Raw genomic sequence first — 26,513 nt, 5'->3', positions numbered from 1 at the left:
TCAGGCCACGCTGATCAGCACGCCACCGGCTGCGGCCACAAGCACAACAATCCAGGGCGTGGTCTTCCACGCCATCAGCAGAACAAAGCAGGTAAGTGCCAGCGCGAATTGATAAGGGCCGACGATGGCACTGGTGAAAACCGGATCGTAGAGCGCTGCGCCGAGAATGCCGACAACGGCGGCGTTGGCACCCCTCATCAAGGCCTGCGCGCTTTCGCGTTGGCGGAAGCTATCCCAGAAGGGAATAACGCCAAGCAGGATCAGAAAACCCGGAAGGAACACGGCGATCAGGGCAATGCCCGCTCCGATGAGGCCGTTAGGTTCCGGCCCCAATAAGGTTCCAAGATAGGCCGCGAAGGTGAAGAGTGGTCCCGGTACCGCCTGCGCCGCACCATAGCCTGCAAGAAACTGATCGTGACTGATCCAGCCGCTTTTCACCACTTCCGTTTCGAGAAGCGGCAGCACGACATGGCCACCGCCGAAGACCAGTGAGCCTGCGCGGTAGAACGAGTCGAATACGGTGAGCCCTTGCGAGGACAAGGCCGGAGCGAGGATTGGCAGTCCAAATAGTAAAGCGAAGAACAGGACCAGCGAGGTTGCCCCAAAGGTCCGCGAGACCGGGAAGTTGATGTGCCTGGTGACTGCCTCGTGATGATTACGGCAAACCAGAAGGCCTGCTGCCGCGCCTGCAGCGATCGCCGCCACTTGGCCAAGCGCGCCCGCCAGAAGCACGATTATCAGGACCGCACCGAGGGCGATTGTGGCCCGCTCGCGATCCGGGCACAGGTTCCTCGCCATACCCCAGACCGCCTGCGCCACGATAGCGACCGCAACGATCTTGAGGCCGGTGATGATGCCGCCGCCGACCGGGCCGCCAAATACTGCGGCGCCGTAAGCGAAGATCATGAGGAAGATCGCTGACGGCAAGGTGAAGGCTGCCCAGGCGGCAAGCGCGCCGAGCGGCCCGCCACGCAACAGTCCCAGGGCAAAGCCTACCTGGCTCGAGGCTGGACCGGGCAGGAACTGGCTCAGTGCTACAAGATCGGCATAGCCCTTTTCGTCGATCCATTTGCGGCGCAGCACCAGCTCGTCGCGGAAATAGCCGAGGTGCGCGATCGGCCCGCCGAAGGAGGTGAGGCCAAGTTTGAGAAAGGCGGTGAAGACTTCGCCGACCGAGCCTCTGCTTATTTGGATTTCATTGTGGTTCGTCGTGTCGGTCATCGTTTCATCGCCTCTCCGGTAAATTCACGGATGCGCTCCTTGGCCACGGTAAGGCCCTCGCGACCCTTGTCTGTAATGGAATAGAGCTTGCGCACCGTGCGGCCGTCACGCTCCTCGCGCACGGTGAGATAGCCGTCGCGCGCCATCTTGTGCAGCAGCGGATAGAGTGTCCCGGCAGACAGGCGGTAGCCGTGGCTCGCCAGCTCATCGATCATCCACTGGCCGTAAATCTCACGCTCGGCCGCATGATAGAGCACATGCAGGCGCACGAGGCCGGACAGCAGATCGTGATGCTCCATTTTCAGCGAGTGCCGTTTCTCGGGCGCAGCGATTTTTGACGGGTTCCCTGTCATGCCACCTGCCTTCTTGATTCGCGGAGCAATCGGTTCATACTATCGATTTACGATAGCGAAAGACGATTACAAAAGGAAGACAAGACTTTGAGCTTATCCTGATTGGCATTGTGGCGGTGTTCACCGCTGGCGTCACGCTTTTCTCGGGCTTCGGCCTCGGCACGATCCTGATGCCGGCCTTCGCGCTGTTCTTCCCGGTCCCGTTGGCAATCGCGGCGACCGCCGTCGTGCATTTCGCCAACAATATCTTCAAATTCGGACTGATGGCCAAGCAGGCCGATTGGCGCGTCGTGACGCGGTTCGGGCTCCCGGCTGCGATTGCCGCTCTCGCGGGAGCGAGCCTGCTAACTTGGTTCGACAAGTTGCCAGCCGTTGCGAGTTACACCCTTGGCGGGTCGGCCTATGAAATCACAGTGGTCAAAGCCGTCATCGGCGTATTGATTGTCGTGTTCGCCCTACTGGAACTGTGGCCGCTTTCAAGCGCTTGCGTTTTCGCCGCGTTTGTTGCCACTCGGAGGCGTGCTGTCGGGATTCTTCGGCGGCCTTTCCGGTAATCAGGGTGCGTTGCGCTCCGCCTTCCTGCTGAAAACGGGGCTATCAAAGGAGGCTTTCGTTGCCACCGGGGTCGTCTCGGCAGTTATCGTCGATGCAGTTCGGCTAATCACTTATGGAACGAGTATCTTGGCGGAGCACCTTGCCCGGTCTCAGGAACTGCCTGCGCCGGTTGCCATGGGCACGGTCTGCGCCTTCATTGGATCGTTCGTGGGCAAGCGTGTCCTGCAGAAAATCACACTGCGCACCGTGCAGATCATCGTCGCAATTATGATTTTGCTCATTGGGAGCGGACTTGTGGCAGGCTTGATCTAACCCTGAGAGGATGTGGGCAGGACATTTGCGCTTAGGGTGTCATTTCGCCCCGAGCCGGAACCGACCCCAATCTGGTCTTTCAGGCCCCGGTTAACCATCTGGAATTGCTCGCGCTCCTGCTGCCGGTCTTCGGCGGTGCGTTGCTGGTAGGGGGCACCTCAGAAAACGGAAAATAAAGCACGCTAAGCTGTGGAAGCCCCTGCCAAGCTCGTTCCACCTTGCAACGACGCAATCAGCGGACACGAAACATTCCCCTGCCGCGAATGGCAGGCGCACACCAGGTCAGACAGCACAGCCTCCATGCGCGCCAAATCGGCCATCTTCTCGCGCACGTCTTGGAGCTTGTGCTCGGCCAGGCTGCTGGCCTCCTCGCAGTGGGTGCCATCGTCGAGCCGCAGCAACTCGGCGATTTCATCCAGGCTGAAGCCCAACCGCTGGGCCGATTTCACGAATCGCACCCGTGTCACGTCCGCCGCGCCATAGCGGCGAATGCTGCCATAGGGCTTGTCCGGCTCGGGCAACAAGCCCTTGCGCTGATAGAACCGGATGGTCTCCACGTTGACGCCGGCTGCCTTGGCAAAAACGCCAATGGTCAGGTTCTCCAAATTATTTTCCATACCGCTTGACTCCGTACATGAGTACGGAAGTAAGGTTACGCTATCCAATTCAAATAGGAGATGGAACCATGAAGCTCGCCCCATATATTTTAGAACGTCTCACCCCGACCAACCGGCCCAAAGGTTTTGCGGAGTTCTTGGTCGCGCTACTGGGTGAACTTGCCAAGGGACGCCCGATTTCGCGAACTACGCTTGCCAGGACTCTTGGCTGGCCCGCTGAGCAAGTGGCGGCTGTGCTCGAACAAGCCACCAGTACCGAATACGACAACGATGGGAACATCATCGGCTATGTCCTCACCTTGCGCGAGACGTCGCATGTCTTGGAAATTGACAACCGCCGGCTGTATGCCTGGTGCGCGCTGGACACCCTGATGCTCCCGGCGTTAATCGGCCGTACAGCTCGCGTCTCGTCGCATTGCGCTGCAACTGGAGCACCCGTTTCGCTTACGGTTTCACCCAGCGAGATACAGGCTGTCGAACCTGCCGGCATGGCGGTGTCCTTGGTATTGCCGCAGGAAGCAGCCGACGTTCGTCAGTCCTTCTGTTGCCATGTACATTTCTTTGCATCTGTCCCGACGGCGGAAGACTGGGCCTCCAAGCATCAAGGATTGGAAGGATTGGCGATCGTCAGTGTCCACGAGGCTTTCGGCTTGGGCCAGGAGTTTAATCGACATCTGTTGCAGACCATGTCATCTAGGACACCGTGATCGGATATCGACCCAATGTTCTACGGCACCGGCATCGGATTCGCAGCGCGCGGATTGAACTCGGCGAAACGGTATATGCATTGCCGTGAACCGACCAAAAGGAGGTGTTCGATGAACGCCTACACGGTGTCCCGGCTGGCCCTTGATGCCGGGGTGAGCGTGCATATCGTGCGCGACTACCTGCTGCGCGGATTGCTGCGGCCAGTCGCCTGCACCACGGGTGGCTACGGCCTGTTCGATGACGCCGCCTTGCAGCGACTGTGCTTCGTGCGGGCCGCCTTCGAGGCGGGCATCGGCCTCGGCGCATTGGCGCGGCTGTGCCGGGCGCTGGATGCGGCGAACTGCGATGAAACTGCCGCGCAGCTTGCTGTGCTGCGTCAGTTCGTCGAACGCCGGCGCGAAGCGTTGGCCAATCTGGAAGTGCAGTTGGCCGCCATGCCGACCGCGCCGGCACAGCATGCGGAGAGTTTGCCATGAACAGCCCCGAGCGCATGCCGGCCGAGACGCACAAACCGTTCACCGGCTACCTGTGGGGCACGCTGGCCGTGCTGACTTGCCCCTGCCACCTGTCCATCCTCGCTGCCGTGCTGGCCGGCACAACCGCCGGTGCATTCCTTGTCGAGTATTGGGTCATCACGGCGCTCGGTTTGACCGGCCTGTTTCTTCTGTCACTGGCGCGGGCGTTGCGGGCATTCAGGGAAAGATCATGAGCGCTTCCCGGCCGGATGGATGGACTACGGCGGAGGGCCCAAGCGTTCGAGCGCGGGCAAGGCTTTCTGTTCGCAAAGCCGATGCCGGCGGCGGCATTCGCCGTCTTCGTCAGTCAATGGAGGGGTGCCACCATGAATGCAAATGATCCGACCGCCACCAGTTGCTGCGTGTGCTGCAAGGAAATTCCGCTCGATGCCGCCTTCACACCGGAAGGCGCGGAGTACGTCGAGCACTTCTGCGGGCTGGAGTGTTATCAACGTTTCCAGGCGCGGGCCAGCACTGCGACCGAAACGAGCGGCGAACCGAACGCTTGCGGTTCGCCGCCGTCAAATTGAGACAAACCACGCTTTCGCTACGTCGCCTCATGTCGGCATCAAATTCGGCTGAGTAGCTTCTCGCCATCTGGACGTAGCTCGCCCTTGGGTGAAATATGCCGATACAGGGTCTGCCGCGTGATGCCAAGTTCCTGGCACAGGTCGCCGACCTTGGTCTCTGACTGCCCCATTGCCGCCATCGCCAGCCGCAGCTTGGCGGCGGTCATCTTGAACGGCCGGCCGCCTTTCCGGCCGCGTGCCCGTGCTGAGGCCAGGCCCGCCACGGTGCGCTCGGCGATCAACTCGCGCTCGAACTCGGCCAGCGCGGCGAAGATACCGAAGACCAGCTTGCCGGCGGCGGTCGTGGTGTCAATGGCCGCGCCGTGCCCGGTCAGCACCTTGAGGCCGATGCCGCGTCCGGTCAGGTCATGGACGGTATTGATCAGATGGCGCAGGTCGCGCCCGAGCCGATCCAGTTTCCAAACGACCAACGTGTCGCCTGGCCGTAGTGCCTTCAGACAGCTCGCCAGACCGGGACGATCCTCGCGTTTTCCGGACGCTTGGTCTTCATAGAGATGCGCCGGATCAACACCGGCCGCGACCAGCGCATCGCGCTGCAAGTCCGTCGCCTGGGAGCCATCCGCCTTCGATACTCGCATGTAGCCAATCAGCATCTTGTACCTGTCACATATACGTTCGATTATGTGACAGTTTGCATCGGGAAGCTCTGCACGTCAAAATTTGTCACTTAACCCGTCATTCTGTCTAAGGCATGCAAAGGGTAGGCTAGGCTCATAATGTGACAGAAATTCCGGGGGGATGCCTTCCTTCGCGAAGGTGGCGCGCAACTGTTCCAAGGAAGCGGGGTCGCGCCGACCATAGGAAGCCAACGCGAACAGCGAGCGTGCCGTCTCGGGGTTGTGTCGTGCTTCAATGATGGCCTCATCAATGGCCTGGATTGCACGCTGCCAGTGATCGACGGGTTCGGGCTTCGGCGCTTTCGCCGGCAGGCCACTGGTGAACCCGGTTTGGGGCTCGGACCAGAATAGCTTTGCGTGCTCGCCTGGCGGGCTTATATCCCTCACCTCAATCAAGCTGATTGCCGTTGCCGCCGCCTCCAGCATCTGCAACCGTACTGCCGGGTTCAGGGTTTCATACGGTCGCCACAGACTTTGCCCAGCACGCAGCGGATGCCCGCAGCATTCCCAGATTTGGCGGAGATACCCCGCGTAGGTGCCGCACGTCGAAAGCGGGGTGTTCAGCTCATCGAGCAGCGTGCGTAGCAGCCTAAACCACAATCCGGCGTGGATGCGTCGGCGCGGCAACTCCACGTGGCCGGTCGTCAGTGCCTGCCAGGTACGCTGGTCCATCGCCGCAATCGCGTCGCTGGCAGTGCGCGGTTCGGCGTCGGCGTTCTCCCAGCCGAGAAACCGCCCTGGCACGCCCCAATAGGATTCCAGCCAGCAGCCATGCAGTGGGCAGCTCAGCATCAGGGGCAGCTTCCACGCGAGCAGTACGGCTTGGTTCTCCGGATCGTTCAGACAGAGCGGGCAGGCGCGATGTATCGGCTGGCTGGGCAGCCAGGCACGCCAGCTCGTGATGGATCGCGTCCTACGGCGGAGTTTCGGCAGCAGCACCGAGAGCTGGAACGCATAGGTTTCCAATGCATCTGGAATCTGATCATCAAGGCTGTCCAGTAGCCAAGGCACCCAGCCGGCGAAACTCATGCAACGCAGCCGGTCCGGCTCGATGCCGCTCCGCTGGGAGAGCATCGCCAGCAGCGCCAGTGGTGGCGCGGTGTCCAGGTCATCAACCTGGCCGTGACCAAGATCGTGCTCCAGCAGCTCGGACACCTCCATGTGATAGCAAAGGGCCACGCGGTTGAGCCACGAAGACAAGGCTTCGCCTTCCCTGGGAGCCGGATGCAGTGGCCAGTGTGGCGCTGGCTTCACATCAGTTCCCGCTCGAATTGCCGCCGCCGCTCGCTGGGACCGGTGTAATCGGCCATGCTGAGCGTGCGATGGTTGATCGCTTCCTCACCGCTCTCCACGGCAGCGACGGCCGCCGCCATCAACAGGTGCGCCAGCTCGCCGATGGTGCCCTCGCTGCGCGTGAGCAGGTAGCGGGCCATATCCAGCGTGGCAATCGACGAGGGTCGCCGCAGCGGGAGCGAAGCCGCGAAGCTGGCCAGCAGTGAGCAGCAATCGTCGTTGGCCTCCCACACCGGCAGCATCATCGGCTCGAAGCGGTTTTCCAACTGGTCGTCCGAGCGGATCGCCAAGTAGGCATCGCGTGTGCCGACCCCGACCAGCGGGATGCGCAGCTCGTTGCCGAGGAAACGCAGCAGGTTGAGGAATTCCCGGCGGTTGACGCTGTTGCCGGCCAGGACGTTGTGCAATTCGTCGATCACCAGCATGCGCACGCCGACCTTGCGTAGCAGTGCCAGCGCCAATTGCTCCATTTCCGGCAGCCGTGGGCGCGGGCGCAATGGCGCGCCCATCGCGGCAAGTAGCGCGACGTAGAAGCGGATTACCGACGGTTCGGATGGCATCTGCACGACCAGTACCGGAATGTGCTCCTGGTCGGCGTCGGAGCTGGCCGGGTGGGTGCGGCGGAATTTCTCGACGATCATCGACTTGCCGTTGTTGGTTGGACCGACCAACAGCAGGTTGGGCATGCGTTGTTTGTTCGGCCACGCATACAGGGCTTCCAGCCGATTCAGCGCCTCGACTGCTCGCGGATAGCCGATCCAGCGGTCAGCGCGAAGGCGATGGATGCGTTCGTCCGCCGGAAGACGGGCCAAGCCCTGGGCCACCGGCATCAGGTGGGACAAGTCGATGATGGGATATTCTTCCACGGCTACCACTCCTCAATCTGGTCGAACGGTTTGGCAGGTGGCTGGTTGTCTGCCTGCGGGTCAGCCATGTCCGCGTCCGGTGGTGGCGTGGTTTTGAAAAGAACTGCCGTTGCCTTGAGATGCTGGCGTCGATCCGCGTCGCGCCGCGCCTTGCGCGTAGCTTTCTGCGCGGTGGACACGATTTCGCGCATCTGGCCGATCATGCGAAACAGCGCCGACTCATCCACCTGTTCGCGCCCTTGCTGCCGCAATTTCGCCAGCGCCTGTCGTTGTTCCCAGAGGGTGACAGCCGGGTGCGACAAGGTGCGGTATGGAATTTCCAGATAGTGCTGCCCCTCCGGCTCCAGCACCCAAATGCGGCTGATGTCGCGCGGGTCGCGCCGGATCAGGAACGCAGGCAAGCGGTCGCGCCGAGCTATCCACGGCTTGAGCGCATCGGCGTAGTAATGGATGTGGTCGATGACGAAGCCGGTGCGGGTCAGCGTGCGGCGGATGATGGGCAGAAAATCGACCAGAAAAGCCGTGGTGCGAGTGATGACGGTTGGCACGCCGGTCCGCGCGATAGCTTCGGCCCAGCGCGCTGCCGGCGGCTGGAGCAGGCCGTTGTGCACGGAGCCGTGGTAGGTGCCGACCGCCAATGTGAGCCAGCGCTCCAGCTCACGCAGCGTCAGGGCGGCCTTGTTTTCGGAATCGTAGTCGCCGCGCTGGTCAGGGTTGGAGAAGGTCGTCCCTGGCAATTCGTCGTGGATCATCTGCATCGCCGTGCCGATGATCCGTTCCACGATGCCGCCGTAGTGCGGCTGCCCGAGCGGGCGATAGTCAAGCCGGATGCCATGCTGCTCGCAGCCTCGGCGTAGCGCTTCGCTCTTGAACTCGGCCGCGTTGTCCAGGTAGAGCAGCCTGGGCTTGCCGCTCATCGGCCACTCCATTTCTATGTTCAGACCCTCCAGCCAGGGACGCTTGTCGCAGGCGACATGCACAAGGCACAGGCCGACCGAAACAGATGACGGCGCTTCCAGCGTGACGACCATGCCGAGCACGCAGCGGGTAAACACGTCGATGGCGATGGTCAGATACGGACGGCCAATCGGTTGCCGGTCGCGCTCGTCCACCACGATCAGGTCGATGACCGTGTGATCAATCTGCACTTGTTCCAGTGGCGCGGTCACGGCGGGAGGCTCACCACCGACACCTTGCAGGCTGCGGGACGCATCCTGACCTTCCCGGCGGCGAGTGGCCTTGAGCGGATCGAGGCCGGCGATCCGCAGAGCCACGGTGTTGCGCGCCGGCGCCCGCAGCTTTTGCGCTTTGCAAGCCTGCGCGACCTCGCGGTGGAACGCTGCCAGGCTACGCTTCTGCTTGGTCAGGAAGCGCTTTTGCAGCAACTCGCGGATGATGCGCTCAACTGATTCCGGCAAGCGTCCCTTGCCTTTTCCGCCGCCGGATCGGCTGCGAGCCAGGTCCGTCACAAGCCCAGCACCTTGCCGGGCACGGCGGATTAGGACATACACCTGCCGCCTGGACAGGCCAAGCGCGTGAGCAGCGGCATCGGCGGCTTCATGCCCGACCACATCAAGCGCTGCCAGCGGCCCGATGATTTCCGCCCGTTGCCGGGCCTGCGCCCAAGCCGCATCGGGCAGGGTGGCCACGCCTTGCTCGGCAATCAATGATGTGTCTGACGCCATGCTCACACCTCGCTTTGGTGCACACGAGTATTGAGCATAGTCGAGATTGGTGCAGATGACTTCTGATATTGCGTTGTCAGGAGTCGCCTGCACATCTGGCGTTACGCCCCGTCAATTGGTGCAGTCGTCTTCTGAAAATGACAGTAAATTGGCTAGGGTATTTTTGGCTATTTAAATTGACCATGTAATGACGTTTGCAGTACAATGGCGTTACGGGCACAATGCCCTATCCGAATCAGTGACGGAGTGAGCCATGAGCAAAGAAGTAACTATGACGTTCCGGGTCGAGCCGGATTTGCGTTCGAGCTTTTCGGAAGCCGCCGAGCAAGAGCATCGGCCCGCCGCCCAGGTGCTGCGCGATTTCATGCGCGAGTATGTCGAACGGTCCCGGTCGCGCGCTCCGGCCCGTTCCCTCATCAGCCCGGCCGAGCGCAAGCGCCGCGAAGACGCCGTGAACTATGGCCGTTCTTCGGTCGGCCTGGAAGGCTTCAAACTCAGCAAGGCCGACGAGAGGCACGCACAGCGCTTCATCAACGGCGAAATCGACCTGCCCGAGTTCGTGAAGGTGCGCAATGAATCAGCCCAAGAGCGGTAAGCCGCTTTCGGCTGAACAGCGCCAAGCGCTTGAAGCGACGCACACATGGCAGCGCGTCGTTGAATTGCGCCTTGACCCGGTGCGCGGCAACTTCGACGCCTCACACCTGAAAGAAGTCAACCGCCGCATATTCCAAGACCTTCCCGGCCTGGGCTTTGATGATGTCACGCCGGGCGAGTACCGCCCGGCCGTGGCCGCCGGCAACGACTGGATCAAGACCCGCAGCCTTGAGACGGTCGCAGCGCCGTCGAATGTCGCCTACTCGCGGATGGACAAGGCCGCGCAAGCCCGCCTTGATGACGTATTGAAGGGCGCGAACCCGGCCGAGCTATCGAAGCTCAAGCCGGCCGAGTTCACCAAGGCTATCGGCAAGCTCTATTCCGAAGTCGATTACATCCACCCATTCAGTGACGGCAACAGCCGCACCTTGCGCGAGTTCACCCGCGAGCTTGCCGAGGCGTCCGGCTACACGCTCGATTGGGATCGTTTCGGGAAGTCGCCGGGCGGGCGCGATGTTCTCTATATCGCCCGCGACCTCAGCGTGAACGAACTGGCACTGCCTCATATCCAGCACGCCGGCACAAAGCGCGATGTCGTGTTGAGCATGGACCAGTTTGAAAGCAACCGCGCCTTGCCGGACCTGCTGCGCGATGCGATCCGGCCAAGCCGCGCTATCGCCTTCGAGCAGATGCCCGAGGCCGACGCCATCGAGCTACATCCCGAATTGCGCGAAGCGTACAAGACCATGCGCACGGCCGCGCAGTATTTCGAGACAAAGATGCCGGACGACGCCGCCGCGCAGCGCAATGCGCTGCTGACCGTGCGCAAGCACGTCCAGGCGAAGCTAGACCAGGGCGAGACGAAGGATTTTCGTCAGTCGCCAGATGAAAGGCAGAAGGGAAACGCCACGCCGGCCAAGCAGACCGACCGCACGCGGGCCGGTCAGCAAGGACCGGAGCATGAGCGCTAGAAACAGAAAAGCCGGCAGATCGGGCAATCTGCCGGCTTGCCATCACCACCACATTTAAGGGACAGGCGACGATGACCAGACAACAATCTACCACACGGGGCGGAACACGCACCAAAAAAACCGACGCCGACGTGTTCGACGAAGCCGGCTACCGTGACGAACTGGTGAAGATCGGCATCGACCTTGAATCGGCAACGATGGTTGCCGCGAAGACCGCCCAGGCGCACCGAGACAACGCCGAGGCCAAGCGCCGGCTTGCCGTGCCCACCGTGGGCAAGATCATCGGCGACGCCGACGACGTGACGGCGCAACTCAGGGCGAAGGGCGAGGCCACGGCCAAGGCCGAGGCCGTAAGAGCTAAGGCCCAGGCCGAGCGTCAACGCTGGAATCAGAAAGAGGCGAAACGGCTTTCCTCGCTCAATGACATTTTGGCGAAGGACTTCCCTTTGCTGGCAAGAGTGCAGACCGAAGCCCGCGCGAGGGCCGACCAGATGGACGGCCGGCCGGCTGGCACAGCCAAGCCCTATCGGGCTTTCAAGTCGGCGGCCAAAGACATTACGCCGCCTGCCGAGAAGCCGGCCGCCGCAAAGCGCCGCATCGAAACGCCCATCAAGGCCGTTTTCGATTACCGCTATGCCGAGCTACCCGAGCGCGTGCGCGACCTGATCGAAGCGCACCTTGCCATTGAGGCCGAGGATGCAAAAAGCGCCGGCACGCTCGGTTTCATGACCCGCGCGCTCGCCATTGCGACGCTACCGCATCGCCGGCTCGCCGAAGATCGGTTCGTGCGCAAGAACGGCGACTTCACATTGACCATGCTCACCGCGCACCCGGAGGGATTGCCTTACGGCACCCTGCCCCGGCTGCTGCTGACCTGGGTTGCGACCGAAGCCGTTCAGAAGAAGGAGCGCGTCTTGAGCCTGGGCGACACGCTGGCTTCTTACTTGAACGAACTCGGACTACACAGCACAGGCGGCAAGCGCGGCGACATCACCCGCTTGAAGCACGCCATGACCACGCTTTTCAGCGCGATCATTTCGTGCCGGTACGAGGGCAAGGATTCCTGGGCGCTGCAAAACGTGCTGCTGGCCGATAAGGTCGAATGGTGGCAACCGCAGGCCGAGGACGAAGCAGGCACTTGGCAATCGCGCCTACAGCTTTCCGAACCGTTCTTTAAAGAGTGCATCGAGCACCCTTTGCCGGTGGACATGCGGGCGATGCGCGTACTTCGTCAATCGCCCTTGGCGCTCGACATTTATGTGTGGCTCACGCACCGAATGAGCTACCTATCTGTAGCGGCTTGCCAACATAAGCGCCTCTGCTCGCAAACATCGGCATTTTCTGCTCGAATTATCTGACAATGGAGCGGGCGTCGTGCTCACGCTCTTTGCCAATGTGCTCGCAAACATCCGGGTCTGCTTGCAAACATCCCCCACGTGCTCAGATTAATTGCCAGCGACGGCATGGTCAAACCGGGACGCCTGCCTGTCGTAGTTGCTCGGTCAGCTGACGGGAATATTCGGGATCAAGGGTGCCCGCCAGGAAGGCGCGGATATCCGACGGCCGAGCATTGAGGTGCGTGACCAGAGCCGTCGCATCGTAACCATTTCGGGTCAACGTCGGTTCGAGATCGTCGATGGCGCGGGACAGGACCTGCTCGACGATTTCGGCGGTAACCGGCTTGGCGCCGAGGCGAAAGCCCTGCTCGAATGCGAGGGTGAGATGCATCTCGATCTGAAGCGGCGTGCGCAAACGTTCGGCGATGAGGTCGATGGCTTCTTCCTCGAGGAGTTCGCCAACCTTTACGCCTTCGGCCGCACAGGCGCCAAGCAGCCAGGCAACATAGTCGCGGCGCGCGGAGCCGATCCCCTCGTAGTCAAAAATGGTCGTGCGGTAGCCAATCTCCTCCATTTGCGGCCGGCGCAGATCATTGCGCAACCGGGGATGCCCGACAAGAAGTACGGAAAGGAGCACGCCGGCGTCGGCGACCACCTCCATCAGTCGCTTCAGGCCGGTTAAGGTCTTGTGGTGCAGGTCATGGGCCTCGTCGACCACGAGGACGATCGGCCGTTTGCCTTTTTTCATGATGTCGCGCAGGTCGCGCTCCCGGCGCTCGGCCTGCTTGGGGATCTTGACCTGCGCACGATCGCCGGGAGACAAGTCGTAGAACAGGGCTTCAATGAGCGATGGCAGCGAAGTGCGCCGCTTGTCGACCGCCAGCGATTTGGCGAGTGCGACCTTGCCGGCTTTGGTGAGTTCGGCCTCGATGCGGCGCAAAAGGTGGGTTTTCCCCGAACCGACCAGGCCGGAGACCACGACAAGCCGACCGGTCTGGACGGCCGCACACACCTCGCGGATGATCGTGCGCTGATGCTCGGTCTCAAAGTTGCCGGCCCCTTGGAAAGGCCGGTCGAGGCCGTAACTGGATTGAACGTCAGCGAGCATCATTCTTCCTTTCTTCGCGCCTGGAAGCGTTCGCGGATACGGGCCGCGATCATCTTTTTGTCGAGTGTTTCTCCAAGCAGTTCATTGATGAAGGCGCGGTCACCGGCATTCATCGCGCCGATCGGCCGGCCGAGCTGGTCGGCGATGGCCCCACGGGCTGCGAGGCCATTTGGATAAGCGGTCTCTATTGCGGGTTCCGGAAACGGTGTCCGCCGTACACTCAGCCCAGCCGTGGTCGGGGGCAGCGAAGGCAATGGACGATCCCCGCCGGTGACCGCGGCGCGGGGGAGCCCAAGTTGGTCTGCCAGGCGCACCACCTTGTCGAGCCGCTCTTCGAGCTTGCTCTTCTGGTATTTGCGATAGCGAAAGAGGGGAACCGCCCCGCGCGAAGGTTGGAATGGACCGAAGCGCTTGCCCTCATGCTCGACGAACAGTTCCTGATCGAACAGGCCCCAGAGCAAGGTCACCGTTTCGCCGGCAAGTTCGGGCTCGACCTCATAGGATGCGCCTTCGACCGATACGGTCGCGTCTCCAGCAACCGTCCGTCGTTCCGGTTCGCGCGCAAAGGCGCAGAACCGCTCCCAGGAGCACATCGCCCGCACCCCGTCAGGAGGAAGATGCCGCAGCCAATCCTCGATGCGTGCATGAGACTCTGTGCGATGGTCGCCGTTATTGTAGGTGACCAAGGCGCGCCTGAGCCAAAGGTTGGCTTCCTCTTCGTCCTTCGGCTTGTGGAAATGATAGAGGGTCTCGTGCACTTCCTTGATCGTGCGAAACGGCCGCTCGACCTTGCCTTTCGCTCGCGCCGGCGTGCGCCGCTCGCTGTCCGACGGGGGCATATGCGTGAGAACCCGGACACCAAGGCTACCCATGACGGACTGGAAAACGCGCGAGCGGCTCACCGGCCCGTTATCCATATGGATGGTCGTTGGAATCCCCTGAAGCGGCAGTTCCGGTTCAGGCTTGGCGGCGAAGGCATTGTAGAGAAAGCGCAAGGCGGACTCCGCGTCCTCGCCGTAGACGGAGCGGTATTCCTGATAGCTCGCGCCGGAGCGATCATCGACCACGGAGAACAGCATCAGCGTCGGCCGGCCGCGCCCTTCCTCGACCCAAAGCGGCGCTTCCACCTGCTTCAGGTCGGACGGGCTCATGTCGAAGTGCCAGAGTTCGTTGGAACGCCGCGCCTGGAATCGGACGGCAGCCACCGGGCGGGTGACGCGCGCATAATCCAGGCCGGAAACACGCAGCAGCCGATCGACCGTTGCGCGTTTCAAGATGCCGGGCGGTGCACGGACCAGGCCATCGGGCGTCACCACGCCGTCTTCCTCAAGCAGCTTGATGGCGCGCGCCGTGGAGATATGCCGCCCCTTCCGGTTCGCCGTTCTGATCTTCAGGGCCGCGATGATTTCGGCATAGGTTTCCATCTCCGGCTGCGGGGCGATCCGGGAGGTTCCGTGATCGGCGCGCCGTACGGATTTCGGGCGGTTCAACTCCCGCAGCGCCCGATACAGGGTCCAGATCGAGATGCCGTAGGCATCGGCGGCACGAGCAACAATCTCGGTACGGCCTGGATCACGGGGAGAAAGCAGCGACAATCGGCGTCGAAGATCGACAAGAGCCTCTCCGGGCGGCCGCTTTCTCCGCTCAGCCATGGACGTCCTCGGATTCCACTGTTTTGGGAGAGCCACCCTTCTTGCCGATATGACGATAGAGGGTTGCAACAGAAACCCCCATGCGCTGCGCAATATTGCGTACCGGTATGCTGCCTTCCTTCATCAGGGCGCGCGCCGCGGCAATATCGCCCGGGCGCATCGCGGGCGGGCGGCCACCCTTGCGGCCACGTTGCCGCGCCTCGACCAGTCCAGCCGTCGTGCGTTCGCGGATCAGAGCACGTTCGAACTGGGCGATCGCACCGAAGACATGGAAGGTCAGCATGCCGCCCGGCGTCGTCGTATCAATGCTCTCGGTCAAGGACACGAGCCCGATCTTCGCGCGCTCCAACTCTTCCGCCGTCGCGATGAGCTTCTTTAGCGATCGCGCCAACCGATCGAGTTTCCAGACAACGAGCGTGTCACCAGTGCGAAGCACGTCGGAGAGAATTCGGCCCAATTCCGGGCGGTCATCGCGAGCGCCTGACCCGCGCTCGGTAAACACCTTCTCGCAACCGGCGCGTCTCAGCGCCTCAAGCTGAAGCTCCGGATTTTGATCGATCGTGCTGACCCTGGCGTACCCGACCCGCATAGCCATCCAAATGTTCTTGAAAGTCGTTGGACACATAGCATTTTGCGACAACCGTTTCTATAACAGTTTTGAGAAGATTCCATCGCGCCATTCAAGGGGCGTGACGGCATGCGCTATGGCATGCTCAAAAACCCTCGTTTATGACAAACGATCCATGGAAACCAACTATGTGTCTGACGGCCGAATATTCGCGACATGGAGCAGGGAACCTTACGCATCGAAAATCGGGCGGTCCCCGATCTTGTCCCCCTTGTATGGGATACTCCGGGAATTGAGGCGGCGATACCAAAGGATGCGGTCGGCCAGGCCGTTACCATGTTCGAGCCGCAGGAATGCGCCAACTACTTCAAATCTTGCGGATATGACCCCGAGTAATGTGGACGTGCTCTAGGTCACCCAGAGGGGCGCTCGCATCGAGTATAACCTTAAGCGCGATTGCTTCCGGTGAACCATCCTCCATATGTACGGGATGTACAGCCCACACAGACTTTTCGAGAACCACATTCTCAACAGAAACCTCATAAAGCCTACCCGACGCGAGCTCATCGAGGACAGTGCTCCTCATCACGATCGAAATGCCGAGACCAGCTCGAACTGCATGCTTCACAGCCTCAGTGCTCCCGACATTGAATGAGATTGGGAATTGCTCTGCCGCTTGGCCGAAGGCCTCGCGGAGCACGGATCCGGTACCGGTTCCACGTTCTCCGCCAATGAGGGACTCTTGAAATAACTCTGCCGCTTCAATTGTTTTTCGCGTCCTCCAATTATGCTGTGGGGATACGATTATTACCAGCTTTTCCTTCCGCCAAAGGCGGGCTTGATATCCTTTTCGATCGTCCCACCATTCGGTAAAGGCTAGATCAATCTCCTTCCTCAAGAGCTTTTCGATGATTTCAGGATTTGAGGCAACGGCCACCTCAGGTGGCCGGCCTTGAGCATCCTGTAAACGCTTCAAGTGGACTGGCAAAATATAGGTACCGATGTTAGTACTGGCACCCAACGTAATCCGGCCGCTGTGCAGGCGGTCCAGAGATCTCTTCGTGACGGTCAAAAGGCTGCGTGCGAATGGCAAGAATACGAGCCCTTGCCGAGTCGGCACACACTTGTCCTTCCTCCTCTCGACCAGCCGCACCCCTAGTATATCCTCCAATCGTTTCACATTATGTGAGACAGTCGGTTGGGATATCTGAAGCCGTCGCGACGCCTCGTGAAAGCTGCCAGTTTCGATTACCTCTATGAATGCTGCGACATGCGAAAGGCTAAACATTACTTTCTCTAATCAAGGAATTAGTTGAACCTCGTTAATTGCCGCACGAGGTCTTCGGCCTTGGACAAAATCTATAATGTTGTCAGCAGCCTCGTGCTCGATAGCCAAACGCGACTTCGCCACTGCTGAGCCTATGTGGGGTGTCAAGATCGAATCATGTTCGCGATTGAGGAGACCCCCGTGGACCTTGTCAGGCCGGTCGGGTCTGGCCCAGTCCTCCATCTCATAAACATCAGCGGCGTAGCCTCCCAAGCGCCCCGCCTGCAATGCAGCGACAACAGCCTCTTCATCAACCACGCTTCCGCGTGCAGGATTAATAAGAAGTGCTCCTTTGGGCATTTTGGCGAGTTGTTCAGCGCCGAGGAGATGCTTCGTTTCGGCCGAAAGCGGGAGTGCACACACAAGAAAGGTAGACGACGAGATCAACTGGTCAAATTCAAGAGGCTTTACGTTCAGTCTGATCTCATCGGCTTTGTCCAGGGATTGACGATCCCAGTACGACACAATGGCGCCGAAGGTACTTAGGCGCTGTGCTATAGCTTTTCCGATCGCTCCCATCCCTAAAATGCCGATTGCTGTGCCCTGCAGCCCAAGGCCGTAAAACCGAGGGCGCCAACCTTTGTAATCCCTCCTGACGCTCTTGTCGCCTGGCAGAATGTGCCGCCCAAGAGCAATCATCAGACCGATTGTAAGTTCGGCTGTCGGGTCAGTGAGAAGATCGGACACTATCGTGACGTGGACTCCACGCTGCGTGCAGGCTTCGATGTCGAAGTTATCGAAGCCTTTCAGCGCACATGCCACAAGTTGAAGATCGGGAGCGTGCGCGAGTACAGACGCGTCGATCATGTCCGGCATGAACGCCATCATCGCCTTGGCGTCGCTCAATTCTGCGAGCAGTTTCTCGCGGGGCCATGTATCATCAGTATCGTTGCAAACTAAACGAGCGTGGGGAGATAGCTTTGAGATAATCTCCTCGTGGACGCGATGGGTGATTACTACCTTTGGGAGCATTTAATTTATCCTTCTATTGCAGCTGGCGGCGGAGGAGAGCGCCGACCTGGTCAACGATGGTGACCATCAGAAGGACAACGAGCATGATCGCAAGAACCTCCTGATAATTCATGATCCGGAGGGATGTCATCAACTCGAAACCGATACCACCAGCTCCCACAGTGCCCAGGATTGTCGAGGCGCGGAAGTTGTACTCCCACCGATAGATGGTCACATCGGCCAATTGCGGTAGAACTTGTGGCAAGATCGCCCGCGTCACGATCTGGAACGGCGACGCACCAGCTGCGCGTGCGGCTTCTATAGGCGCATTATCGCAATGCTCGATCGCCTCCGCAAAGAACTTGCCCACCATGCCAACCGAGTGAAGACCAAGAGCCAGCACGCCTGGGAGCGCTCCAAATCCCACTGCCGCCACGAAGACGATGCCCATAATCAGCTCCGGGATCGACCGTAGACCATTCAACAATCCACGCGAGATCATATAGATGACAGCGTTGGGTGCTGTTTTCCCTGAGGCGAAAAAGCCAACTGGAAGTGATATCAGTACCGCGATCGCAGTCCCAGCTATACTCATCGCCAGAGTGTCGATGAGAGGGCTGATCCACTCCAAGCCTCGGTTGAAATCCGGGGGAAACATTTCCGTACCGAGCTGCCAGAGCGCAGGAAACCCAGATCCCAGACGCTCCAGATCAAGAAGACCGGAGTGATAACTGCTAACAATGATCACACACGCAATTGCCAACGCGATCACGCCAGCTCTGGTCCAAGCTTTGTTTTGATGTTGAAGGATAGAGTCGTAGTCGGCCGACGGCTGTGTCATCACATATCCTGGAAGAAAGGACGCAGGCCAGCGCCTGCGTCGAAAGGTGAGAAACTGTCTCGAACGCGCCTTACTGACTCAGGTCCAAGTTCAGCACTTTACCGAGCTCACGGACGACGTCGTAGGCTTTGTCATCGATCGGAGCGAACCCATCGGCTTTGAAGGATGCCAATACCTTTTCGTCTTTAAGGTCGATGAAGGCTTTGGTGATCGCCTCTTTCAACGAAGTGTCAAGATCCGACCGCATGGTCCAGGGGTACTGCGGGAACGGATCGGACTCGGCGAGGGCGATAACTTTCTTAGGATCAATGGTGCCACGAGCGACCATTGAATTGTAGATGGGCAACGAAAGTCCGCCAATCTGAGCATTGCCATTCTGCACTGCAATAGCCACGGCATCATGCGACCCTACGAAGTTCTCGCTATAGTCTTTTCCAGCCTCAACTCCGGCCTTAAGCAGCATAGATTTCGGGATAAGGTGGCTTGAGGTGGAAGCCACGTCCCCAAACGCGACCTTTTTCCCTTTTGCATCTTCAAGGCTTTCGATGCCAGCCTCTGCATTGGCGACAACTACAGCGCGATAGGTAGTTTCGCCATCCTTCATAAGTGCTGCGAAAGGCTCGATATCAGCCTTGGTTTTCGCGAGCGTGTAAGAGAGCGGCCCGAAATAAGCCAACTCAAGCCGGCCGAAACGCATCGCTTCGATCATTGACGAGTAGTCGGTCGTTACGATCAGTTCAATCTCCCGACCGAGTGTCTTCTCAAGATACTCCTCGAGAGGACGATTGTTTTTGATGACAGTGGCGGCGTTCTCGTCCGGTAGCAACGCGACGCGCAATGTCTCTGGATTTGAGCCAGCATGCGCCAACGAACTCCAGCCAAGAACGGCGAGGAATGCGAGGGACAGAAGCTTCTTCATAATGCGGCCTCCATGGCAGCTAAAGGTTGATCATACTCGTAGTTGGACAAATCTTGTGTTGTGGTCGGATTTCTTGGGGCGCTGCGGTAGATCGACGCACACATTTGATCGGTCAGTTCGTCGACAGCGGCGTCCGCAACCACTTCCCCGTCGCGCATAGCAATGACCCGGTCGCCGAACCGGCGAGCTAGATCGATCTGATGAAGGCTGATCACAGCAGTGATGCCGTCGGCTGTGCATATTTCGCGAAGCTGCGACAGGACCTCGACAGCCGTTTCAGGGTCCAGACTTGCAACGGGCTCATCTGCAAGGACCAGTTGGGGCTTCTGGACCAGCGCGCGCGCAATGCCCACCCGTTGCTGCTGACCGCCGGATAGTTGATCCGCCCTGACGAGAGCCTTATCAAGAAGGCCTACGCGTTCAAGGCATTCCAACCCCAGCCTTCGATCCGAACGCGGCATAGGGAACAACGTACGCCAGCCAGAGTGGTAGCCCAGGCGGCCCGTCATGACGTTGTCGAGCGCGCTCAAGCGCCCTATGAGTTGGTGCTGCTGGAATATCATCCCAGTTCGCCTTCGGTGAATGCGAAGCTTAGTTTCCGCATCCAGAGCACCAATATCGTTAGAAGTGATCGAACCAGACGTCGGCGCAACCAAGCCGTTGAGTGTCCGGATGAGGGTAGATTTGCCTGCGCCGGATCTACCGAGGAGCACGACGAACTGACCCTGGTTGAACGTCAATGTCGTTGTCTTCAAAGCTTGGGTGCCGTTGGCATAGGTCACGGCAACTCCGTTCAGAGCCAGCATCACAATAATCCTGATCGTTAGTGGTGCATCGATTGAATATTTGCATCACTATGGGCGACATATGACGTCCGTTTATCAGGCTCGTGAAACTTCAATGACAGCACTTAAACTCAGCTCTACCTCCTCGCGTAGCTGCGATGGAGAAATTTCACCCAGAGCCGCCTGATCATGACGGCCCGGTCCCAATTCTACACCACCTTGACGGATGCTATCCCATATTCGGCCAGATAAACCGGCCCTTCTCCAGCCGCCGGGTAAAAAGGCAGGCGCCCAGACCATCATGCCAGATGATCTTCAAAATATCCGATCTGCGGCCCCTGAAGACGAAGAGATGCCCTGACAACGGATCATGCTGCAGAACCTCCTGCACCCGAAGCGCCAAGGAGGGAAAGCCACAGCGCATGTCCGTATATCCGCGCCTTCCTGGCGGGCACCCTTGATCCCGAATATTCCCGTCAGCTGACCGAGCAACTACGACAGGCAGGCGTCCCGGTTTGACCATGCCGTCGCTGGCAATTAATCTGAGCACGTGGCGGATGTTTGCAAGCAGACCCGGATGTTTGCGAGCACATTGGCAAAGAGCGTGAGCACGACGCCCGCTCCATTGTCAGATAATTCGAGCAGAAAATGCCGATGTTTGCGAGCAGAGGCGCTTATGTTGGCAAGCCGCTACAACTATGTCCTGTGATTTGTTGGGATCGGCAACCTCGATCATCGCCCGGCCGGCGCTGACACGGTCTCTTCCCATCACAAGGCTGGCAACATGGCTGTCGATCGAAAAAGGCAGGAAGCGCGGCAATAGGGCGAGCAGCACCATACCGGCTATGATGCCGATCGCGCCGGCCATCCACATCCGGAAATTTTGGTGCTCCCGGATATAGGCCCCTTTCGTGACGGTCGCGAGCTGCCTGCCGATACGCTCGAGATCGGACGCTTGGCGCTCAAGCTGCTGAGCGGCATTGCGAACAAGGTCCGTGCCGCTGCGCTCGATCGTACGAGCATAATGGTCCGGTCCTTGCCGAAGAGCCGGCGATTTTTCGATGGCCTGCAGGCGTTCTCCGACAATGTTGAGACTCTGGACGACGCGGCCAATGTCGGCGCTGTAGTCGACCGGCGCGCTTTGGCCTTCAAGCCGGTCAAAAGCCGCTTCGACACCTTTGCGGATTGTGGTCATTTCCCGGCTTAGATCGGCGGCGAGATCTTCGACCGTCTCGCGCAATGCCTCGAAGGCAGCCGCCGGGTCGCCGGGATCATGTTCGTTCGAAGCTTCGGAGTCTGTGTGATCCTGGTATTCATCGGCCTGAACTTCGTTGCGATCGTCTTCCGTCATTCCGCTTCCTTCTCTTACAAGCCAAGTCCCATTCCCTGGCTACGGCTCTGCGTGATGCCCTTTTGCAGTTCCTGGGACACACGCTCGTTTTGCTGCAGATTCCGTCCCATACCAAGATCTCGCCCTCGATTGCGCAAGGCCGATTCAAGTTGCGGATCGCGCTCCAGGCTCTTCGCCATGTCGCGCATCTGTCCCTCGACCTTCTGACGGGCCTCGACATGCCATCCCGTCGTCAGTGTTTTGCGCTCCTTATCCAGCTTCTGCCAGTGCTGGACGAACCGTTCTGCACGAATATTGGGATCGGAAAGCGCAGCCCGCTCGCGGTCCATGCCGGCGATAAGCTGGCCGACGCGCTCGCGGCCGGAAAGCTGCGTCATCGCATCCGCCGTCTGGGGGTCATATTGAAGAGCGGACCGGATGAGGTCATGCGATCCCGGCCGCGTCTGGTCAAGACGCTGGCCCGCTGTGTGCAGCTCCTGCTTTTGCCCTTCGAGTACGGGCAAATTCTGCTGGAGCTGCTTGTCGGCAGCGCTGAATGCCCGCGCATAACCGTCGACCGCCTGTTCAAAGCCCGACAGTGGCCGCGACCGCTCCGCAAGGCGATCCTGTGCCGTCTCCTTTCGCCCAAGAGAGGGACGCTCGCCCCCTTCCCTTTCCGGCCGATAGGTCGGCACGGACGGCTTCAGCTTCAGACCATCGAACATGCCACGCCGCTGGCGATCGGCCTTCTCCGGCCCCTTCTGCCCTGCCTGCATACCCTTCCCCTCCGAGCGGTCCTGCTGCGACTTATCGGCGACGGAGCCACGCCCCAGTTTCAGGCCGTCAAATGCAGTCCGGCTCTGGCTGTCGCGCTTGGCAACATCATGGGCGAGATCCTGTGCCGCATCCTGCGTGAGTACAGGACCGGCCCGCTCGCCGGCACGTTCCTCGTAAACATGCTGGCGCTCGGTAGGCCGGTCCTGCTGCTCCTGCGCAGGTCGCACCGCACGGGCCGACAGTTCCTGCCCTTGGAATTGGACAGGAGCAAGTTCGATCTCGCTGCGCACTCCGAATTGTTCCGCAATACCGCGCCGTTCGGCAAAATCCTTGGCATAGTCCAAAGTGGTTTCTTTTGCCCCTGAGCGTGACAGGCGGCTTTCAAGCTGGGCATAAACCAGTTCGCCGGCATCCTGAACGCTCCACGCGTTGCGATGCGTCTCCGTGCCATCAGGAAGCCGAACCGGCTGTGATCCCTCATGCTTGAGTCCGATTGTCGCACCAATCTCCGGTGCAGCCTCCTGCATGGCGCGGCCGAGATCCACGCCCCATGTCGTCGAGCGCTGTCCCTGCGCGTTTTCCAGCGTCACGAAATAGCTTTGGCTGTTGCCGTCCTTGTGTTCGAACGGCGCCTGCCCATGCTCTACCAAGCGACCGGCCTTTCGATCCGTGAATTCCTGGGCATCGACATAGAGCTGCGCACTGTCTCGATGACGGGTCATGGCGACATAGGTCAGATGCCGGTCCATGGTGCCGGATGCCAGCACATAGGCGCGGTCGACCGTGGCCCCCTGATTTTTGTGGATCGTTGTCGCATATCCATGGTCGATCGCCTGATAGTCATTGGTCGGGATCGAAATGCTGTCGCCGCGGCCGTCGAGGGTCGCAACGATACGACCAGACTCGACGTGATCGACGGTCCCGAGCATCCCGTTTTTCACGCCGAGATCGCGATTGTTTTCCAGAAACACGATGCGGTCGCCGGCCGCAAACGAACGCTGGCCGTCATTGGTTTGGAACGAGAGCTCGCCGCTCTCCTCACCCTGGGCGAGCTGCCCCCTCTCCTGAAGTTCGGCTCGAACACCGTCATTGATCGCTCGAACATCGACACGACGATGCGCCATGGCGACGCGCGTGCCCTCCGGCCGTTGCTCGCGGTCGGCAAGATAATCCTGCACGATCTCCGCCCGCGCCTGGTCGCGATCGGTGGCGAAGTGAATATCGCCATTGTCTCGATAGGCCGCCAGTCCCTCGGCCGTCTTGTGGGTGGCGAAAGCTACGGAGGCCTCCCGCTGCCAACCTTCGCGCTGGCGACGAATATCCGACAATTCGGCATGGCCGATCTCTTCGGCAATGGCCCGGAATGGCGCGCCGGCTCCGATCGCCTGCAGCTGTTCATGATCGCCAACGAGCACGATCTTCGCGCCACGCTGCTCGGCCTCGCCAACAAAGCGGGCAAGCTGTCGACTGCCCACCATGCCGGCTTCATCGATCACGAATACGTCCCCTCGCCCAAGCTCACGTTTCTCAAGCTTCCAACTTCTCTCCCATGACGCCAGCGTGCGGCTTTCGATACCCGAGCTCTCCTCCAGCCCTTCGGCCGCCTTGCCCGACAAGGCGGCACCATGAACCTGATACCCTTGCGCTTCCCACGCCGATCGAGCGGCGGCGAGCATTGTCGATTTGCCAGCGCCGGCAAACCCGACCACGGCCGCGATTTGCTCCGGCCCGGTAATATGCTCGATCGCCTTGCGCTGCTCATCAGACAGACCTGCTCCGTCGATGCGGGTTTGCCGCTCGGCCTCCGACATCTCGCCACGTCCAACCTTGGCTTCCGTGTCGAACGAAACGGCCCGCCGGATCGCCTCGTCCTGAACGCCGATCGCCGCTTCCACATGGCGGCGACTGACGCGGTGGCGCTCCGCCCCATGCATGCGCTCGGCCGACGCCATCATACCGTATTCGATGTCGACCATCTCACGTGTCGAATAGCGCGCCAGCGTGAGCTCGCCGGACTCGACATCCGTTCGCTCTGCCTGAAGCTCCACCAGCGCCGGCGAGGCCATCACCGACGCAAAGGCATTTTGGAACTCCTGAACATCGCCATTGATGTAACGATGCAGCGTCCTTGCGATGTCACGCCGATCGAACACGCTCTTCTCATTGCTGATCAGCGTCAGGACCTGTTCCGGCTTCTCGCGAATAAGGTCGGCATTCCGCTTCGCCGCATTCTCATCAATGCGCCCGCGCTCCACGCTGCCGCCGCGCCGCATCATGCTGGTGGAGGCAACACCCATGTGCTGCGTTGGCTCGATCTCCAAACCACGTTCGGCGTGCGAGCGATGATCGATACGAACATCCAGTCCTTCCTGCGCCAGACGTTCGTTTGCCATTCCTTCCCAAGAGCGGCGAATGTCGACGAGCTGCATCTGTGTTGTCGGCAGATCGCGTGGCAGCAGTTCCTTGTTGGCAAGCTCAAGATATGTCTTCGCGCCGAACCCTTCCTCCGTAATCTGCCGCGTCGTCATCAACACATGAGCATGATGATTGCGAACGTCGCCTTCCGGATGAGGAGCGTGGATCGCAAAGTCCACTGCCGCGCCATAACGGTTTGCAAGATCCTGTGCAAACTCCCGCGTCAATTCCAATCGCGTCTCTGCACTCAGCTCATGTGGAAGCGCGATCACGAATTCCCGCGCAACACGGGCGTCAGCGCGTTTCTCGGCCGCCTCGGCTGCGTTCCATAAGGTTGAACGCTCAAGAGCCCAGGCAGCTTCCATGCCTTCCGGCAAGACGATCTCCGAATGTTCGACGCCATCTCTCCGTAAGTAATCATGCACCAGCCCGTCACGCTCGTTGATCAGCTTCTCCGCCGTGCGATAGGCTGAAGCCGCCACAGCGCTGCGGCCAGACGAGCGAGAGACAACAGACATCTGGCAATAGAAGATCGCCAATGCTGTTTCTCCTCTCTGGCCGTAGGCCCCGCGCTAGCGGCACATGAGTTGTGGAACAACCCGTATATGCGCCCTTATTAACTTATTCGCTACGCTACTTCGCTTCTCGGTGTCGCGCAAGCGGCTAAGGTATGTCTCCATACGAACGTCAGATCCTGCGGGTTCTGTAAGAATGAAAGGAATCTCGAAATCGGCTATTGACGGCTCCGTGATTTTCGAAGTCCCATTGATGTAGGCCACAATCAACCGATTGGCACAACACGGAGAATTACAATGAAGACAGAACCAAAGCGTAGAGCCATGTCGATGTGGCCAACATATCTGGCGAGGCTTGTTGCATTTGGGATCTTTGCCGGAGCGCCAGTATTCCTGATGCCGCTGCCTCTCATTCGAAACACAGAGCACCCACTGGCATTCTCGCTGTATATCTGCTTGTCTGGCCATTCTGGTGGGCACACCACTCATGAACGCCTTCGAATGGCTGGTGAACGCGCATTTCGACAGCGTTGAGAGGAAGAGTCGCTTCGACTTCGGCACGATGCTGCTGACTGCCGGTATCCTTGCCGTGGGCGTTGCAACTTTCATTCTTCAATGGCAGAAAAGTGCGCGTTGAGTGCGTCGGCGATTTTCCCCACTTCCGCGCGAATTGGAGAACGGACCGTCGCTGGTGCAATCGCACACGGGAGAACGTAGCTATGCCGGAGTCTCGCGAGTACATAAAACGCGCCGCTGTTGCCCTCGACGAAGTGATGGCGCGACCCTTCGTTTCCACCCATGGTGTGCATGGAGAAGCCAAGCCCGGAACAGCCAGGCACACCCTTGATCGGGCCGCCCTCGATATTTTGACCAAAGCCATCGCGGCCTCGGCCGATGGCGACGGCCGAGCCCACCTCGCACGCGTCGGCGGGCACCTGGCGAAATTGGCCCCGGATTTTCATGCCCGCGACTATGGGTTCGCACGGCTGTCTGAGATGCTGGCAGCATCCGGCCTGGTTGTCATGGAGAGCGTTGGCGATAACCCGAATGCAATAACGGTCAGGCTGAAGGCCTCTGCCGGAGAAAAGTGA

29 protein-coding genes and 1 pseudogene are annotated in these 26,513 nt (G+C 60.0%); 12 read left to right on the top strand and 18 right to left on the bottom strand.

Annotated features, from left to right (window positions below; all coding sequences use genetic code 11):
- Together chrA and CFBP6623_RS26615 are read right to left on the bottom strand one after the other, a co-directional pair.
- On the bottom strand, positions 1-1,221 hold the full coding sequence (gene chrA, locus CFBP6623_RS26620; RefSeq protein WP_075657590.1) for a chromate efflux transporter: 1,221 nt from the start codon (positions 1,219-1,221) through the stop codon (positions 1-3).
- Positions 1,218-1,520 (bottom strand): PadR family transcriptional regulator, encoded by a 303-nt coding sequence (locus CFBP6623_RS26615; RefSeq protein WP_075657609.1) that lies wholly within the window; start codon positions 1,518-1,520, stop codon positions 1,218-1,220. The genes chrA and CFBP6623_RS26615 overlap by 4 nt, the downstream gene beginning before the upstream one ends.
- A gap of 164 nt (positions 1,521-1,684) precedes the next feature.
- On the opposite strand from CFBP6623_RS26615, the gene CFBP6623_RS27235 reads away from it, so the two are divergent.
- Both CFBP6623_RS27235 and CFBP6623_RS27230 read left to right on the top strand, forming a co-directional pair.
- Positions 1,685-2,128, top strand: a complete 444-nt coding sequence (locus tag CFBP6623_RS27235) for a TSUP family transporter (protein ID WP_198513209.1) — start codon at positions 1,685-1,687, stop codon at positions 2,126-2,128.
- Entirely contained in the window at positions 2,094-2,441 is a 348-nt protein-coding gene (locus CFBP6623_RS27230) for a TSUP family transporter (RefSeq protein ID WP_198513208.1), read from the top strand. Before CFBP6623_RS27235 ends, CFBP6623_RS27230 begins: the two co-directional genes overlap by 35 nt.
- A gap of 182 nt (positions 2,442-2,623) precedes the next feature.
- Here CFBP6623_RS27230 and CFBP6623_RS26605 read toward each other — a convergent pair whose 3' ends face one another.
- Positions 2,624-3,058: a mercury resistance transcriptional regulator MerR gene (locus CFBP6623_RS26605; protein ID WP_010981353.1), complete on the bottom strand. Its 435-nt coding sequence runs from the start codon at positions 3,056-3,058 to the stop codon at positions 2,624-2,626.
- 68 nt (positions 3,059-3,126) lie between these two features.
- On the opposite strand from CFBP6623_RS26605, the gene merB reads away from it, so the two are divergent.
- From merB to CFBP6623_RS27175, 4 genes are all read left to right on the top strand, one after another.
- Positions 3,127-3,765: an organomercurial lyase MerB gene (gene merB, locus CFBP6623_RS26600; protein ID WP_011405612.1), complete on the top strand. Its 639-nt coding sequence runs from the start codon at positions 3,127-3,129 to the stop codon at positions 3,763-3,765.
- Positions 3,766-3,876: 111 nt separating this feature from the next.
- Positions 3,877-4,242, top strand: coding sequence for a mercury resistance co-regulator MerD (gene merD, locus CFBP6623_RS26595; RefSeq protein WP_000995361.1), 366 nt, complete (start codon positions 3,877-3,879; stop codon positions 4,240-4,242).
- The gene (merE, locus tag CFBP6623_RS26590; protein ID WP_005413392.1) at positions 4,239-4,475 is read left to right on the top strand and encodes a broad-spectrum mercury transporter MerE; all 237 of its coding nucleotides are present in this window, start codon (positions 4,239-4,241) and stop codon (positions 4,473-4,475) included. Before merD ends, merE begins: the two co-directional genes overlap by 4 nt.
- Positions 4,476-4,490: 15 nt before the next feature.
- The gene (locus CFBP6623_RS27175) at positions 4,491-4,811 is read left to right on the top strand and encodes a DUF3330 domain-containing protein (RefSeq protein WP_010981356.1); all 321 of its coding nucleotides are present in this window, start codon (positions 4,491-4,493) and stop codon (positions 4,809-4,811) included.
- Between the two features lie 38 nt (positions 4,812-4,849).
- On the opposite strand, the gene CFBP6623_RS26580 is transcribed toward CFBP6623_RS27175, so the two are convergent.
- The 4 genes from CFBP6623_RS26580 to CFBP6623_RS26565 are packed head-to-tail and all read right to left on the bottom strand — an operon-like array spanning position 4,850 to position 9,332.
- Positions 4,850-5,464: a recombinase family protein gene (locus CFBP6623_RS26580; protein ID WP_010981357.1), complete on the bottom strand. Its 615-nt coding sequence runs from the start codon at positions 5,462-5,464 to the stop codon at positions 4,850-4,852.
- Positions 5,465-5,524: 60 nt separating this feature from the next.
- The gene (locus CFBP6623_RS26575) at positions 5,525-6,742 is read right to left on the bottom strand and encodes a TniQ family protein (protein WP_011405615.1); all 1,218 of its coding nucleotides are present in this window, start codon (positions 6,740-6,742) and stop codon (positions 5,525-5,527) included.
- A complete protein-coding gene (locus tag CFBP6623_RS26570) occupies positions 6,739-7,647 on the bottom strand; it encodes a TniB family NTP-binding protein (protein ID WP_000393453.1) in 909 nt (302 codons plus the stop codon). Before CFBP6623_RS26570 ends, CFBP6623_RS26575 begins: the two co-directional genes overlap by 4 nt.
- A 2-nt stretch (positions 7,648-7,649) precedes the next feature.
- Positions 7,650-9,332: a Mu transposase C-terminal domain-containing protein gene (locus CFBP6623_RS26565; RefSeq protein ID WP_010791757.1), complete on the bottom strand. Its 1,683-nt coding sequence runs from the start codon at positions 9,330-9,332 to the stop codon at positions 7,650-7,652.
- A gap of 46 nt (positions 9,333-9,378) precedes the next feature.
- Between CFBP6623_RS26565 and CFBP6623_RS27285 the strand changes: the two genes are divergently transcribed.
- From CFBP6623_RS27285 to CFBP6623_RS27170, 4 genes are all read left to right on the top strand, one after another.
- Complete coding sequence (locus CFBP6623_RS27285; RefSeq protein ID WP_425090551.1) at positions 9,379-9,507, top strand: NTP-binding protein; 129 nt, start codon at positions 9,379-9,381, stop codon at positions 9,505-9,507.
- Between the two features lie 78 nt (positions 9,508-9,585).
- The gene (locus tag CFBP6623_RS26555) at positions 9,586-9,927 is read left to right on the top strand and encodes an antitoxin VbhA family protein (RefSeq protein ID WP_208613766.1); all 342 of its coding nucleotides are present in this window, start codon (positions 9,586-9,588) and stop codon (positions 9,925-9,927) included.
- Positions 9,905-10,897 (top strand): Fic family protein, encoded by a 993-nt coding sequence (locus tag CFBP6623_RS26550; protein WP_080843383.1) that lies wholly within the window; start codon positions 9,905-9,907, stop codon positions 10,895-10,897. Before CFBP6623_RS26555 ends, CFBP6623_RS26550 begins: the two co-directional genes overlap by 23 nt.
- A 71-nt stretch (positions 10,898-10,968) precedes the next feature.
- Positions 10,969-12,255: a replication protein RepA gene (locus tag CFBP6623_RS27170; RefSeq protein WP_232370482.1), complete on the top strand. Its 1,287-nt coding sequence runs from the start codon at positions 10,969-10,971 to the stop codon at positions 12,253-12,255.
- Between the two features lie 109 nt (positions 12,256-12,364).
- Here CFBP6623_RS27170 and CFBP6623_RS26540 read toward each other — a convergent pair whose 3' ends face one another.
- The 11 genes and pseudogenes from CFBP6623_RS26540 to traA all read right to left on the bottom strand — a co-directional run bounded on the left by CFBP6623_RS26540 (position 12,365) and on the right by traA (position 25,446).
- Complete coding sequence (locus tag CFBP6623_RS26540) at positions 12,365-13,342, bottom strand: ExeA family protein (protein ID WP_024710159.1); 978 nt, start codon at positions 13,340-13,342, stop codon at positions 12,365-12,367.
- On the bottom strand, positions 13,342-14,994 hold the full coding sequence (locus CFBP6623_RS26535) for an IS481 family transposase (protein ID WP_003501095.1): 1,653 nt from the start codon (positions 14,992-14,994) through the stop codon (positions 13,342-13,344). The genes CFBP6623_RS26540 and CFBP6623_RS26535 overlap by 1 nt, the downstream gene beginning before the upstream one ends.
- Complete coding sequence (locus CFBP6623_RS26530) at positions 14,987-15,583, bottom strand: recombinase family protein (RefSeq protein WP_024710158.1); 597 nt, start codon at positions 15,581-15,583, stop codon at positions 14,987-14,989. The genes CFBP6623_RS26535 and CFBP6623_RS26530 overlap by 8 nt, the downstream gene beginning before the upstream one ends.
- Positions 15,584-15,929: 346 nt before the next feature.
- Entirely contained in the window at positions 15,930-16,850 is a 921-nt protein-coding gene (locus CFBP6623_RS26525) for a LysR family transcriptional regulator (protein ID WP_003501100.1), read from the bottom strand.
- Positions 16,851-16,862: 12 nt separating this feature from the next.
- Complete coding sequence (locus tag CFBP6623_RS26520; RefSeq protein WP_003501101.1) at positions 16,863-17,861, bottom strand: phosphonate dehydrogenase; 999 nt, start codon at positions 17,859-17,861, stop codon at positions 16,863-16,865.
- A 13-nt stretch (positions 17,862-17,874) separates the two neighbouring features.
- Positions 17,875-18,681: a phosphonate ABC transporter, permease protein PhnE gene (gene phnE, locus CFBP6623_RS26515; protein WP_006473411.1), complete on the bottom strand. Its 807-nt coding sequence runs from the start codon at positions 18,679-18,681 to the stop codon at positions 17,875-17,877.
- 70 nt (positions 18,682-18,751) lie between these two features.
- Entirely contained in the window at positions 18,752-19,600 is an 849-nt protein-coding gene (phnD, locus tag CFBP6623_RS26510) for a phosphate/phosphite/phosphonate ABC transporter substrate-binding protein (protein WP_003501103.1), read from the bottom strand.
- Positions 19,597-20,406 carry a phosphonate ABC transporter ATP-binding protein gene (phnC, locus tag CFBP6623_RS26505; protein ID WP_006473175.1) on the bottom strand — a complete coding sequence of 270 codons (810 nt, stop codon included), beginning with the start codon at positions 20,404-20,406 and terminating at the stop codon, positions 19,597-19,599. The genes phnD and phnC overlap by 4 nt, the downstream gene beginning before the upstream one ends.
- Before the next feature lie 220 nt (positions 20,407-20,626).
- Positions 20,627-20,809: pseudogene (gene tnpB, locus CFBP6623_RS27165) on the bottom strand (IS66 family insertion sequence element accessory protein TnpB); the annotation flags it as partial.
- 204 nt (positions 20,810-21,013) lie between these two features.
- Positions 21,014-21,736, bottom strand: a complete 723-nt coding sequence (locus CFBP6623_RS26495; RefSeq protein WP_080843384.1) for a DUF6118 family protein — start codon at positions 21,734-21,736, stop codon at positions 21,014-21,016.
- A gap of 14 nt (positions 21,737-21,750) precedes the next feature.
- A complete protein-coding gene (gene traA / locus CFBP6623_RS26490; protein WP_080843385.1) occupies positions 21,751-25,446 on the bottom strand; it encodes a Ti-type conjugative transfer relaxase TraA in 3,696 nt (1,231 codons plus the stop codon).
- A 463-nt stretch (positions 25,447-25,909) separates the two neighbouring features.
- Between traA and CFBP6623_RS26995 the strand changes: the two genes are divergently transcribed.
- On the top strand, positions 25,910-26,059 hold the full coding sequence (locus CFBP6623_RS26995; RefSeq protein ID WP_167379207.1) for a hypothetical protein: 150 nt from the start codon (positions 25,910-25,912) through the stop codon (positions 26,057-26,059).
- An 82-nt stretch (positions 26,060-26,141) separates the two neighbouring features.
- Complete coding sequence (locus tag CFBP6623_RS26485; protein WP_080843386.1) at positions 26,142-26,513, top strand: OST-HTH/LOTUS domain-containing protein; 372 nt, start codon at positions 26,142-26,144, stop codon at positions 26,511-26,513.

The organism is Agrobacterium tumefaciens, assembly GCF_005221385.1.
Lineage (GTDB): Bacteria > Pseudomonadota > Alphaproteobacteria > Rhizobiales > Rhizobiaceae > Agrobacterium > Agrobacterium tomkonis.
This window is presented reverse-complemented; position numbering and strand designations above follow the sequence as displayed.